The organism is Gemmiger qucibialis (genome assembly GCF_027689445.1).
Classification (GTDB): domain Bacteria; phylum Bacillota; class Clostridia; order Oscillospirales; family Ruminococcaceae; genus Gemmiger; species Gemmiger qucibialis.
Genome location: NZ_JAQFEN010000002.1, coordinates 100,130 through 112,625, shown reverse-complemented (window position 1 = coordinate 112,625; position 12,496 = coordinate 100,130). Strand labels below are relative to the sequence as shown.

Sequence of the window (12,496 nt, the reverse complement as noted above, 5' to 3'; positions counted from 1 at the left end):
GAGCAGGGCGGGCGAATCATCGCCCGCCCCGCTTTTAACATTCAGGTCTCGCTATTTTGGTTCATATCAGCCTGCATTCAGGGCAGCTTCGGTCTTCCAGCCATCCACAAAGGCGGTCACAACAGCGTTCCAATCGCCAGTGCCGGCTGCGTAAGCAGTCAGAGCAGAGCCAACGCCGTTCTTCCAGTTTTCGGAAGGCATGGTGGAGAAGCACCAGGCAACAGGAGTCTTGCCCTCAGCGGTCAGAGCATTATCAACCTTAACGAAGAGGTTGGGGGATTCCTGAGCATTCTTGAAGGGGATAACAAAGCCCATATCGTTTGCCATGGCCTTGGTGCCCTCATCAGAGCTGACGCACCAGTAGATGAAGTCGAGAGTTGCATCGATATCTGCCTGGTCGGCTTCCTTGTTTACACACCAGTAGTTCTCGGTGCCGGTGCACAGGCCCTGGTTGGCCTCATCGCCCACGCCAATGTAGATGGGGATCATGGTCAGGTCGTCATCGGTGAAGGGCTTGCCATCGCCGACGAGGTTGGTATATTCCCAAGAACCGTTCTGGAAGAAGACAGCCTCATTGTCCAGGAACTCGTTGCGGCTGTCATCGCCAGTCTTGCCAGCCAGCTCAGTGGGAGCGCAGGTGGAGTTGTTGATGTACAGGTCAAACATGTTCTTGTAGTTATCCAGGTAGGTGCCCTTGATGGCATCCGTGGAGCCGATGCCGTCAGCCTGGTACTCAAAGTAGATGGGCAGGTTGGCCAGGTGGGTCTTGAAGCGCCAGTCAGAGGAAGAATCCATACCGGCGGAGGTGAATGCTGCAAAGCCAAGTTCGTCCTTGCGGGCGGTGATGTCCTCGGCAACCTTCTTCAGGTCTGCGAAGCTCTTGATATCATCGGTGGTGTAACCGGCCTTTTCCAGCAGGGTCTTGTTGGTGATCAGGCCGTAGCTCTCGATAACGTAGCCGATGGCCACGGTGGCGTCGCCATCTTTCAGGGCGTAAGAATCGCTGGTCAGGTCGCCCAGGATCTTGGAGCCGGTCAGGTCATAGCAGTAATCCTTCCAGTTAGCCAGGCCGACAGGGCCGTTGACCTGGAACAGGGTGGGCGCATCGCTCTTGGCCATTTCGCTCATCAGAGTGGTTTCGTACTGGCCGGAAGCAGCGGTCACAACGGTAACGGGAACGCCGGTCTCTTCGGTGTAGGTCTTTGCCAGGGCCTGCCAGGCTTCATCCTGCTCGGGCTTGAAGTTCAGGTAGTAGACCTTGCCGGCGGCAGTGGTATCTGCCGGGGCGGCTGCTTCGGAGCTGGCAGCTTCGGAAGAAGCTGCGGTGCTTTCTGCAGCAGAGGAAGCAGTGGAAGATGCGGTGGAACCGCAACCTGCCAGCAGGCCGGCAGCCATCATGGATGCCACGGCGAGAGAGATTGTTTGCTTGGATTTCATGGTATTATCCTCCTTTTTAAGTGGAACCAGTTGCACCGTTGCTGACGGGTGTGGTTCACGGGTTGGTAACGTTTCCAACCTTGCTATGGCTTTATACTACACCCGTGTTTTGCAAAAATCAATCGTTTTTTGGATTTTGAGTGCAAGATTGTAGCCTTGCACGAATCGCAACCGTTTTCCTTGTCGAATATAACAAGAAAGTAGTATTCATTTTGATGAAACGTTTCAATTTCACGGCAAAATGCGACTTTATAAACCAAAAGCAGCCCCGCGGCGGCGGGAGCTGCTTTTGATTGTCATATTTTTGCGCAACTTGTTTCACACCCGCTGGTAAGCGAACCAGTAGAAAGCGGCGTGGTTGGTGCCGGTGGTGCCGTTGGCGGAGGCATACATGCCAACGGTGCAGCCGGTAAAGCCGCCGGTTATCTCGGTGCTCAAAAAGCTCAGGGCAATACATGGATTTTTCGGTGCATTTTCGGCCCGGCCCTTACACTTTTTTCGTTTCCGCCTGTACCAGGGCGCGGTACAGGGTAAAATCCGGCACGGGGGCCGCCGGGGCACCAGGCAGTGGAGCCTGCCAGGCGGCATAATCCGGCCCGTCCCCGGCCGCGCGGGGAATCGCCATCAGACCGGTCAGAACGCGGGCGGTCAGTGCGCCGTCCAGCATGGTATCGCTGCAAAAGCCGACCCAGAACCCAGTTTTGGGCTGCAGCAGAGCCGCCATGGCACCAAAATCATCCGCCGCACGGCCCAGGGTGCAAAAACAGTTCTGCCAGTCCTTATCCAAAAACTGCTCCCGCGCGGTGCAAAAGCGCACCGCCCCGCGCAGGGCGTACAGGTACAGCCGCACGCTGAACACCACCTGCTCCTGCCAGAGCGGCGTGGTGGCCCGCCCGGCGTAAGAACAGCCGGGCAGCAGCGTTTCATAATTTTCCAGCGCGGAAGTGCAGAGCTGCTGATAGGCAGCCAGCTGTTCCGCATAGCTTTCTGCGGGCAGCAGAGCGGCAAGTTCCTGAATCGGACCCTGCGTTTTGCCGCACAGCCAGGCCGAAGCAAACAGCCGGGTGCTGCGGGTCAGGAACGCTTCGCCCACCGGCTGCGGCGGGCTGCCCGCCTGCACGGCGCTTTCGGCACGGGCGCGCAGGCAGACCGAAAGATCCTCCAGTGCGCTGTCCGTCAGTGCCCAGCCATCCGGCGCACGGTAGGTACAGCGCAGGTAAGCCGTGCGCTGCGCGGCGCAGTCGGTATCCGGGGTACACCACAAAGCACCGGTCAGGTTCAACTCCATCAGGGAGGGGCGCAGGTCCCCGGTGCCAACCATCCAGAAGCTGCGCACCCCGCCGCGCCAGGCTCCCTGCAGCATTCCGTTAACGGCGGTATCGCCGCCGGGGTAGGCGGTCATGGGGTTGCCGGTCAGCTTATCGCGGCGGCAAAGGCTGAACCACAGCCCGTGCTGCGCGCCGGGACCAGGGCCGCCCGCACTGCTGGCACTGGGGGCCGGGGTTAAAACGGGGATAACGCTATCCGGGATTTTGAGTTTTCCCTCCTGGTAGAGCGCAACGGTTTCGCCCTGCAGCAGAATATAGGCAGCGGCACCGGGCACCGTGGCGTTCAGCAGCTGCCATTGCTCTTGCAGCGCCGCAGTGCTGGCTGTGCCATCGGGATCACCCCCCATCCCGTCAATGCCCAGCGCCCAGATGCGCGGGCTGGTTTTGAGAGTGCGGATAGAATCCTGCCAGATTTTATGGCGTTCTTCCGGGTTTTCCGCCGCAGCCTGCTGCGGGGCAGCCCCCAGCGGGGTCTGCGGGTTCTGCACAGGGCGCAGGCCCATGGCGGCGGCAAGGTCCGCCTGTTTGTCGGTGCGCACCATATTGCCGCGGTAGCGCAGCAGGGATTCAAAAATCATCTCCCAGCCGTTTTCGGTGGCATCCGCCCAGGCGGACAGCCATGGTGCATCCGAAAGATCCCACCCGCGCAAGCCGACAGCGGCGGCTGGCCCGGTAATGCGGCCCTCCGGCACAGTGGCAAAGGGTTTGGGCTCAAACTGCTGCTGGTTCCAGAACCAGAATGGTGCTACCCCCAGGTAATGACGGCTGATATCCAGCAGGCCGTACACCGCGCCCAAATCATCCGCCGCGCAGAGGGTGAGCTGGTTTTCCGTCACATCCAGCGTATAACTTTCCGGCGGCAGGGCGGGGGCAAGGCAGATCATCAGGCGGTTATCCGGCACAAAACCGGTGGTGGAAAGAGTCATTTCCATATCACGCCAAAAGCGCGCCACGGCATGCTGCACGGGCGCACTGGCCCACTGCGCCGTGACCCGTGTGGCACGGCTGAGCATAAAATCCATTGTTTTCCTGCCTTTCAATACACTCTACCATCATCCCCGCCGTATCGGCGCTTGGATGGATGCAGTATTCCCTTACTGGTCCAAAAATTCGCGGATCTCGGCTTCCACGGCACGCACCTCGCGCTCAAATGCGCGGGCGGATACCCGTAGCGCACCGTTGCCCAGAATAATGATCTGTTCCGCACCATCGGAGCTGACCACCCGCACGCGGTGGTTTTTGGCCAGCTCATGGGTGGTGCGCTCGATGAACATATCGGCGGTTTCGGCTTCGCGGGTATAAATCACGTGCAGGTTGTGCCAGGTTTCTTGTTCCCGCCCGGCGCCCTTGACGCGGTAGGCGTCAAACACCAGGATGGGCACACACTTGCGGTAGCCCGCATAGTTGCACAGAATGTCCATCAACCGGCGGCGGGCGGCATCCAGGTTTTCCGCCGCGATCTTCTTTAATTCATCCCACGCAAAAATCACGTTGTAGCCGTCTACCAGCAGGTACTCCGGCCCGCTGGGCGGCGGTGCAGCGGGGGTACGGTTCTGGCTTGGCCCCACACTGCGGAAGGCTTTGCGCGCGGCAAGCTGGTCATGCTGACCTGCGGCTTCCCCCCGGCGCTTGATCGGCCCATAGGTGCGCTCAAAAATCGCCAGCAGCTCTTTGTCCTGCTCCAGTGTGCCGCAGTAAGCGGCAGCACGGCGGCGGGCATCGGAGGCTTCATCGGAGGCATCCGCTTCTTCCTGTTTCGCCTGCTGGGCACCGGGCGCGTTGCGCCCCAGGCCGCTGGCCACATGGGCGTGGGCGGGAACTTCGTCCCATTTGACAAGGTAGCCCGCGCCGTGGCTGCAAAATACGGAATCCGCCGGGTTTTCAGTATCGGCATCCGGCTGGTAGCCAATGGCTTCCAGCACGGCTTCGGTGTTGTGGCAGGGCGCATAGCCGCGGGGCATACAGCTCAGGCGGCCCGCACCGCGGGTGTAGGCGGTCACTTCCCGCGCACAGCCCCGCATTTCGGCAACCGGGGCTTTGCCGGTAATGACGGCCAGGCCATCCTCGTTTTCCGGCGTGCTGAATTCCGCGCAGCGGCGCTGCAGATCGGCCATGGCGCGGCCAACACAGTCCTGCGGGACTTCCAGCCGGAAGTCATACCAGGGTTCCAGCAAGACCGCCTGCCCCCGGGCCGCCGCGGTGCGCAGCCCCTGCCGCACGGCGCGGTAAGTTGCCTGGCGAAAGTCCCCGCCCTCGGTGTGCTTGATGTGGGCACGGCCTGCCGTCAGGGTGATTTTCACATCGGTCAGCGGCGCACCGGCCAGCACGCCGGGGTGGCTGCGCTCCGCCAGGTGGGTCAAAATCAACCGCTGCCAGTTCAGGTCCAGCGCATCGGTGCGGCAAATGCTGGCAAACTGCAGGCCGCTGCCCGGCTCGCCGGGTTCCAGCAGCAGATGAACCTCCGCATAATGGCGCAGCGGTTCATAATGTCCCACGCCCTCCACCGGGGCAGAGATGGTCTCTTTGTATAGAATGCCGCCCTCGCCGAAGGCCACTTCCAATCCAAAGCGGCTTTGCAGCACGCTCTGCAAAATTTCCAGTTGAATTTCACCCATCAGCTGCAGGTGGATCTCGCCCAGAGCGGCGTTCCACACCACATGCAGCTGTGGATCCTCGTCCTCCAGGGTGCGCAGAGCCAGAAGGGCATTGTGGGGGGCAGCTCCTTCCGGCAGCTCCACCCGGTAGTTCAGCACCGGTTCCAGCATCGGCTGGCGGGCATCCGGCTGTACGCCAAGGCCCTGTCCGGGATAGGTTTTTGTGGGGCCCAGCACCGCGCAGACGGTGCCCGCCGGGGCTTCGCTGACCAGGCGGTATTTGCTGCCGGAGTAGACCCGCAGCTGGTCGGCCTTTTCTTCAAACTCCACACGGGCATCTGGGCGGGATACCAGGTTGGATTTGACTTTCAGCACGCCGTCCGTCACTTTCAGGTAGGTCATGCGCGCGCCGGATTCGTCTGCCCCGATCTTGAAGATGCGCGCGCCAAAGCTGCCGCCATCTGGCGGCATGCGGGTATCCCGCTGCAGACCATTGAGCAGGTCGTCAATGCCATCCAGCCGCAGAGCCGCGCCAAAATAGCAGGGGAACACCTGCCGCCGCGTGATTGCCGTGATGAGATCCGCCTGCGGCACCGTTCCTGTTGCCAACACGGCTTCCATCAGCGGTTCACTGCACACGCCAAGGGCTTCGGCGCGTTCTTCCGCCGGAACGGTGGGGGTAAAGTCCACACAGCCATCCCCAAAGCGGCCCCGCAGCTCCCGCAGGCGCAGGGCTTTGTCCGCACCGGGCAGATCCATTTTGTTGACATAGATAAAGGTTGGCACATGGTAGCGCTCCAACAGCCGCCACAATGTCATCGTGTGGCTTTGGATGCCGTCCGTGCCGGAAATGACCAGCACCGCATAATCCAGCACCTGCAGCGTGCGCTCGGCCTCCGCCGAAAAGTCCACGTGGCCGGGGGTATCCAGCAGGGTGATCTGGGTCTCTTTCAGCGGGGTGCCCGTCACCGTTCCGGCCGGCAGGGTAAGCACGGCCTGTTTGGCAAAAATGGTAATGCCGCGGGCTTTTTCCAGCGCATCGGTGTCCAAAAATGCATCCCGGTGGTCTACGCGCCCCAGCTTGCGGATACTGCCCGCACGGTAGAGCAGTGCTTCCGAAAGAGTGGTTTTTCCGCTGTCCACGTGTGCCAGAACCCCAACGACCAGACGTTTCATAACTTTCCTAACCTCATTCACAGCGTTCCCGGCTGCTGCGCCAGGGGCACCGTTTATTTTTTGCACCGCCGCCCGCCGGGCAAGGGATATCTGCCGGATTTTGGCGATCCTTTTCTATTATAATAGTACCCGTTTTAACTAGGGGATTCAACCACTAATTTGCGCGGGCTTTTGTTTTTGGGGCAGGATGCAAAAAATATTTTATAAAGGGTATTGACATTGCGGGATGTGGATGCTATACTATTTAGGCACTCAAGAGAGAGCAACTAAATATCGCGGGGTAGAGCAGATGGTAGCTCGTCGGGCTCATAACCCGGAGGTCGCAGGTTCAAGTCCTGTCCCCGCAACCAACAAAGAACGGTAAGACGTCAAGTTTTACCGTTCTTTTCTTTTGTTTTGGAATACAGTCTTAAAAATCTTAGATTTTGACCCCAAAATGACCCCAAAACGATTTTTTCTTTTCCACCGTTCATTTCTATTTGGTGGAAAATCGTAACGGACAATATAACGGACAACAGCCCCGGCCATCTGGCCAGGGCTGTTTCTGTTTGTTCAGGCTGTCTTCAGGAGAATCAGCACGCTGTTCTCCGGCACCACGATGTCTTCCTGCCGGGTGGGGATCGGCGGGTATTTGAACTGGCTCAGCGCCTTTTGGATTTGCTTTTTCGCTTCCATCAGGGCTGTTTCCATTGTGCCGGCTTGAATCTGTATTTTCGGGAAGTCCGGCGCAAAGGCTTTGCATCCCTCTTCTGTGACGGTGAACAGCACCGGGTAAGGCTGTTGCTCTACCGAGATCTCCAGGCTTATCCCGAACAGGTCATCCATTTTATCCATCTCGTTTCGCTTGTGCTCATCCATGCTGTGCACATAAGTATCCATCGTGAATGATACGGAGTAATGCCCCAGGATGGCGGACAGGGTTTTGTAGTCCATTCCCCTTTCCAGGGCTCTGGTTGCAAAGGTATGACGCAACGCATGGAACGTAAAGTGACCTATACCTGCATCCTGCAGCATCCGGTTGTAATAGTCTTTGAATGTGCGTTGCTCAAAATACATGCCTAGTTCATTGGTAACCACAAAGCCCGTGTCCTGGTATGCTGCGCCGGCCGCGTTTTGATCGGCCAGCTGAATGCTGCGCCACCTTTTGAGATCCTCGATGACGCTTCGGGTCAAAGGAATCGTCCGGCGGGCATTTTGGGTTTTGGGGGTGTCAAACACAATCTCGGTTGAGTGCTTCCCCTCGTCCTGCTCATAACGTGCCAACCGGTTGATCGTGCGCTTTACTGTCAGTTGGGCGCCGACCAGGTCGATATCTTCCCATCTGAGCGCCAGCAGTTCGCCCATCCGAAGTCCCGTGCTAAGATCCAGCCGTACGAACACACCATAACGGTGGCGATAGCTGATCTGCACCAGTGCACGCTGTTGTTCATTGGTGAGAGCCGCTATTTCCGGCTTTTCTCCCGATGGCAAGGTAACCGCATCACAGGGATTGGTTACGATCAGCCGTTCCTTTACTGCTTGCTGCAGACATTTGTGCAGCGCCATGTGGTAGTTGCGAAGCGTTTTAGCCGACAGTCCCTCTTCCCGATATTTGTAATTGTAGAACTCCTGCAGGATGCGGCCTTCCAGTTTTTTCAGGCGTATTTTGTACAACACACAAAAATGTTTATTCCCGTACCCGCGATAACTCATGTAAGTGGACTGTTTGACCTTGTCTTTCATATATGTGACCAGCCAATATTCGTACCACTCTCCCAGGGTCACAGACATCGGGTCGCGCCAACCATTCACACGGATATCATGCGCCTGCTCCTGAAGGATCGCAATAGCCTCTTGTTTCGTGTTGCAGCAGGTAGAAGTCCGCTTTGGTTTGCCGGTTTTATAGTCGATGCCGGCCGATAGGCGTACCTCCCATCGCCCGTCCGTACGTTGGCGAATATTGCCTTCATTGTGACCGCGATGCATCGGCTTTTTCGTTTTGCCTTCCATTTTTCAACGTTCCTTCTTATTTTTTTTGCAACACAAACAATACTCGAAAGCCGAGCAGAAAGCTATATCAAATACCAACAATCTTCGGGTTCTGGTTTGGGGTATTTTCTAGGGACTGCAGTTCCATCCAATCAAAAAGTCTGTCCCTGGGGATTCGCAGCATGCCCCCTACACGAATCACGGGGAATCCGGGTGTATGCAGTAACCGATATGATGCACTCCGTGAAATTCCGAACAAGGCTTGTAAATCCGACACTTTCATAACTACGGGCAATTCTGTAATCGAGTAATAGCGCGTCTTTAAATTTATGCTGTCGGGCAAGACCGTTCATCCGCCTTTCTCATGGTATGCTTGACCAGCACTGTATCCAGACCATACAGGTAGAGCTGATACCGCAGATTTTCTTCTGTTGTAATCAAAGCCACATTGTGCTTTTGCAAAGTTGCCAAGATCTTGATCAGTTTTTTCCTTGTGCGCCCCAAGCTCGAGATCCAAGTTACGGCCACCGCATCGACCTCTCCTCGTCGCACTACATGCAACATGGCCGATAAACCAGAACACCATATTACCTTTGGCGAAGCGAAGTCATAGCTCCTGCCCACACCCCTGTACCCCTCCTGTGCTGCCCAGTCAGCTAATTCACTCAGCTGCCAATCTACTGCATCATGGTCTTTTGTGCTGGTTCGCGCATACAGCCACACCCGTGGAAAGAAAAGATGCTTTTCCTTATCTTCAACCATTCCAGACCTCCTCATCATATCCGGGGAGGACCATCCAGCGACGTCCGCCGGGCTCGATCCAGTTTCCATCCTTTGCCCCGAAGGTATGGATACCATAGTGCAAAAGCGATGCCAGCAAACCTTCCAACTCCGGACGCCCACAGTACAGATGTGCTGCATCTACAACGACCAAGACGTCCGCTTCTCCGTTGGCGGCGGCATGCAGCAGCTCCACCATGCCCGGTCTGAGGGACAAAGGCTGTTCCTCTGTGCCGGCCTGCGCAAACAGTTCCAGCACGCACGGCCACCGAAGTTTGCGCAGCGCTCTACGGCACACCAGCATCTGTTCACGGATGGTCAGATCGCCTTCCTTGACTTCCTGCATAAAACAAATCGCTTTCATATCAGTTGTCCTCCGTATCGTTTTGGGGCAAAAAGTAATCCGGACCTTTATGTATCCGGAAGAAGCTGTGTATATCCTCAATCGTTTCCGCAATCGGCATATCGGGCAATGCTTCCAACACCACCTGATGATATCGCTTTCCTGGTGCTGCACGGGGGTCGAGAATAGCAACCACGCAGCTGTCGGTTTCAGTTCGGATGGCACGGCCAAAGCCCTGCCGCAGTTTGATCTGCATTTCAGGCACGACTTCAGCCTGGATATAACTGTGCAGATTGCTGTACTGCTTCCGCATGGCTTCTCCCAGCGGGTCGGGTACCTGAAATGGCAGCTTCACAATGATGAGCAAGGAGACCATATCTCCGGGGAAATCCACACCTTCCCAGCACGCTCCACTGGCGAACAGGACGGCGTTGGGAAGTTGTTTGAAGCGTTCCAGATAGATCTGTGGGTTGCGTTGTGCCTGCAGCACAGGCACCGGGAACTTATCTTTCAGTTTTTCATAGACACGGCCCATCTGATCGTAGGATGTGAACAGCACCAACGTGTGTCCGTTGTCGGTGTTGATCAGCTCCTGGATCTGACGGGCCACGCGGTCCGTATTCTGTTTGTAAGGGGCCTTCTTTCTGTGTGTTGCTGGAAAACAAAGCAAACAGTTGTTTTCGTAGTGGAAGGGGGATGGGATGCGAAGCGTGCGCAATGATGTTCCTCGATCCAGCCCGAATTGCTGTTCCGTATGCGTGAAATCCTCTCCCACCGCCAGGGTCCCTGATGTAAGGATGGCTGGTTTCTGCTCCCTCCAGAGCGCATCATACACGCACTGGGGCAGATCAAAAGGCACTGCACACAGATCAATGGCCAGAGCCCCATTTTCCTGATGGTATTCCACATAGCGAACAAAAGTGGTATCGCTGCGAAGGAAGAGCGGAATGAGTTCGTGAACATCACTCAGTTTGTTGCGCAAAACGGGCGGTACTTCCTTATTCTCCAGCCTGAAAATTTCCTGAATAGCTTTGTCCAAATGCTGCAAGGCGGCGGATTGCTCAGCTGTCAAGCAGAACAATTTTTCCCTTTCCGATTCGTTCTCTGCAGGCGCAAATGCTGTCAGGAACGCCATCCTTACACCACGGAGCTTCTGGGCTCCCAATGTGCAGTGGCTGGTGGTCAGGATTCTTTCAAAATGAAGCAAGTCTGACGAACGAATCCGCCGGGTGTTCATTTGGCGAACTGTTTCCGGCAGTTTGTGTGCCTCATCGATGACCAGTGCCTGGTAGTCTTTCAGCAGGGGCTTCCACCCGTTTTGCCGGTGGGCTGCGTCTGCCAGCAGGTAATTGTGATTGCAGACCTGAATGGTAACCGATGCACCGTTGGAATCTTTCAAATACTGTCGATACCGGCAATCGGAGTGCAAGATGCAACTGCGGCTGCAACGCTCCGGAACACAGATCAGACGGCGATCATGACGAGATATTCCCGGCAAAAGATCCAGGTCCAGGCATTGGTTGGCAGCGCGCAAGGCAGCTGCACGCCTGCGGAACCGTTCGCCACGAATGCCGATCTGCTTTTGTCGAATCAAAAGCCGCCGATCACAAGCGAAACGTTCTTTTCCTTTTCTCAGCACAGCACAAATAGGCTTCTGAATGTATCCATTTTGTATTAAAACGTTTGATAAAAACGGTATGTACTCTGTGAGAATAGCGCTTTGAAGGGCGACACTAGCAGTAGAAATCACCACCGGACGTTGCATCTGTCGTGGCCTTTGCAGCTGCCACAGCATGCAGGCAACCAGGTAGGCATAGGTCTTTCCCAGCCCCACACCGGCATCACACAGGGCCACATCCAGGCCAAACAGGGCGTCCAGCATCATGTGGCACAGACGGATCTGCCCTTCGCGTGTAACCATCCCCCTGGCTGGGAAAAATTGGCGGAAGATCTGCTCAACCTGACGATGAGCTTTTTCATAACCGGTTTCCGGATTTGTCATAGAATCATCTCCTCGTTTGAGTTGATGGCAAAATAATACGGCGCAGTGGCTTGCACTGCGCCGCACGGGTTCGACATCAACACATGGAGCTGTTGATGTTCAGAAAAAAAGAATAACATACAGAAATGCCATATTTGCTGCTCGCCCCCTGGCATTGGGGAACACGGTTCACTTTCGTTCGGCAAGCCACTTTCGCAGCTTTCACTGGTGTTCCAGGGGTCTAAGGATTTCAACCCAAGGTCGGCCACCCCGTCTGATGTGCGGGGCAACAGGCGTATCATTATCTCCCTTGCAGATCATGGCGAAGCAGTTGCCGCTGCTTTTTCAGTAGAATGGATCGCTCGGTACAATCTCGCCCATCTTGCTGGGTGTTGATTTTACGTCATGGCGCTTCTCTGATTACGCTTCCTGCACTAGGAACGTGCCTCCGTGCTGGGTATTCAGTTGTCAAGGTAAGGCACGTTGCCTATTAGGAGCCAAAATCATGAAGAATGGACTGAATGATAAGACGCTTTTCCTCTGATAAAGAAGGCAAAAGTTGTTCAAGTACTTGAATCTGAGATGAACTAAGCGATTTACGAATGGGCCTCTTTTTTCTAAAAGGTAGATTCCACCATTCTGACCGCGTTCTGTGTAAATATCGCAGTGAAGCGATAAGACAGTTATGTCTTGGCAGATTGTTTGACGTGTCACATGAAAACGCTTGGCTAGTTCTCGAGCTTTCACCTTTCCTTTCTGGCGAAGGAGCTCAACAATCGCATCTCTTCGCCAGTTCGCGTCCACCTCCCTTCACCACCTTGATTTTTGGTTCTGAAACCATCGTATCAGCTATATGTCAAATAACCCTTTACATTAAAATGTTAATTTT

At 56.0% G+C, this 12,496-nt stretch carries 10 protein-coding genes, 1 tRNA gene and 1 pseudogene; 1 reads left to right on the top strand and 11 read right to left on the bottom strand.

Annotation, left to right across the window (positions count from 1 at the left end; all coding sequences use genetic code 11):
• Nucleotides 1-66: 66 nt before the first annotated feature.
• The 5 genes and pseudogenes from PG062_RS04425 to PG062_RS15960 all read right to left on the bottom strand — a co-directional run.
• Nucleotides 67-1,437: an ABC transporter substrate-binding protein gene (locus PG062_RS04425; protein ID WP_270751362.1), complete on the bottom strand. Its 1,371-nt coding sequence runs from the start codon at nucleotides 1,435-1,437 to the stop codon at nucleotides 67-69.
• Between the two features lie 318 nt (nucleotides 1,438-1,755).
• Nucleotides 1,756-1,875: a beta-xylosidase family glycoside hydrolase gene (locus PG062_RS04420; RefSeq protein ID WP_270751361.1), complete on the bottom strand. Its 120-nt coding sequence runs from the start codon at nucleotides 1,873-1,875 to the stop codon at nucleotides 1,756-1,758.
• 49 nt (nucleotides 1,876-1,924) lie between these two features.
• Entirely contained in the window at nucleotides 1,925-3,805 is a 1,881-nt protein-coding gene (locus PG062_RS04415; protein ID WP_270751360.1) for a glycosyl hydrolase 115 family protein, read from the bottom strand.
• A gap of 54 nt (nucleotides 3,806-3,859) precedes the next feature.
• Nucleotides 3,860-5,530 (bottom strand): NYN domain-containing protein, encoded by a 1,671-nt coding sequence (locus PG062_RS15965; protein WP_456298750.1) that lies wholly within the window; start codon nucleotides 5,528-5,530, stop codon nucleotides 3,860-3,862.
• Nucleotides 5,531-5,857: 327 nt separating this feature from the next.
• Nucleotides 5,858-6,535, bottom strand: a pseudogene (locus tag PG062_RS15960) (GTP-binding protein); the annotation flags it as partial.
• A gap of 274 nt (nucleotides 6,536-6,809) precedes the next feature.
• Between PG062_RS15960 and PG062_RS04405 the strand changes: the two are divergent.
• Nucleotides 6,810-6,885: transfer RNA gene (locus PG062_RS04405), tRNA-Met, on the top strand.
• 202 nt (nucleotides 6,886-7,087) lie between these two features.
• Here PG062_RS04405 and PG062_RS04400 read toward each other — a convergent pair.
• The 6 genes from PG062_RS04400 to PG062_RS15865 form a co-directional block, all read right to left on the bottom strand.
• Entirely contained in the window at nucleotides 7,088-8,524 is a 1,437-nt protein-coding gene (locus PG062_RS04400; protein WP_270751358.1) for a tyrosine-type recombinase/integrase, read from the bottom strand.
• 67 nt (nucleotides 8,525-8,591) lie between these two features.
• On the bottom strand, nucleotides 8,592-8,786 hold the full coding sequence (locus PG062_RS15870) for a helix-turn-helix domain-containing protein (RefSeq protein ID WP_367117200.1): 195 nt from the start codon (nucleotides 8,784-8,786) through the stop codon (nucleotides 8,592-8,594).
• A gap of 44 nt (nucleotides 8,787-8,830) precedes the next feature.
• Nucleotides 8,831-9,265, bottom strand: coding sequence for a recombinase family protein (locus PG062_RS04395; protein WP_270751357.1), 435 nt, complete (start codon nucleotides 9,263-9,265; stop codon nucleotides 8,831-8,833).
• Nucleotides 9,258-9,647, bottom strand: a complete 390-nt coding sequence (locus tag PG062_RS04390; protein ID WP_270751356.1) for a recombinase family protein — start codon at nucleotides 9,645-9,647, stop codon at nucleotides 9,258-9,260. The genes PG062_RS04395 and PG062_RS04390 overlap by 8 nt, the downstream gene beginning before the upstream one ends.
• A 1-nt stretch (nucleotide 9,648) precedes the next feature.
• Nucleotides 9,649-11,628 carry an ATP-dependent DNA helicase gene (locus PG062_RS04385; RefSeq protein ID WP_270751355.1) on the bottom strand — a complete coding sequence of 660 codons (1,980 nt, stop codon included), beginning with the start codon at nucleotides 11,626-11,628 and terminating at the stop codon, nucleotides 9,649-9,651.
• 447 nt (nucleotides 11,629-12,075) lie between these two features.
• Nucleotides 12,076-12,411 (bottom strand): HTH domain-containing protein, encoded by a 336-nt coding sequence (locus tag PG062_RS15865; protein ID WP_177692856.1) that lies wholly within the window; start codon nucleotides 12,409-12,411, stop codon nucleotides 12,076-12,078.
• Between the last annotated feature and the right edge of the window lie 85 nt (nucleotides 12,412-12,496).

Coding starts and splice junctions, on each gene's coding strand:
- PG062_RS15965 (WP_456298750.1), bottom strand. CDS start 5,530: ATGCTGGAACCGGTGCTGAACTACCGGGTGGAGCTGCCGGAAGGAGCT.
- PG062_RS04395 (WP_270751357.1), bottom strand. CDS start 9,265: ATGGTTGAAGATAAGGAAAAGCATCTTTTCTTTCCACGGGTGTGGCTG.
- PG062_RS04390 (WP_270751356.1), bottom strand. CDS start 9,647: ATGAAAGCGATTTGTTTTATGCAGGAAGTCAAGGAAGGCGATCTGACC.
- PG062_RS04385 (WP_270751355.1), bottom strand. CDS start 11,628: ATGACAAATCCGGAAACCGGTTATGAAAAAGCTCATCGTCAGGTTGAG.
- PG062_RS04425 (WP_270751362.1), bottom strand. CDS start 1,437: ATGAAATCCAAGCAAACAATCTCTCTCGCCGTGGCATCCATGATGGCT.
- PG062_RS04400 (WP_270751358.1), bottom strand. CDS start 8,524: ATGGAAGGCAAAACGAAAAAGCCGATGCATCGCGGTCACAATGAAGGC.
- PG062_RS15870 (WP_367117200.1), bottom strand. CDS start 8,786: ATGAAAGTGTCGGATTTACAAGCCTTGTTCGGAATTTCACGGAGTGCA.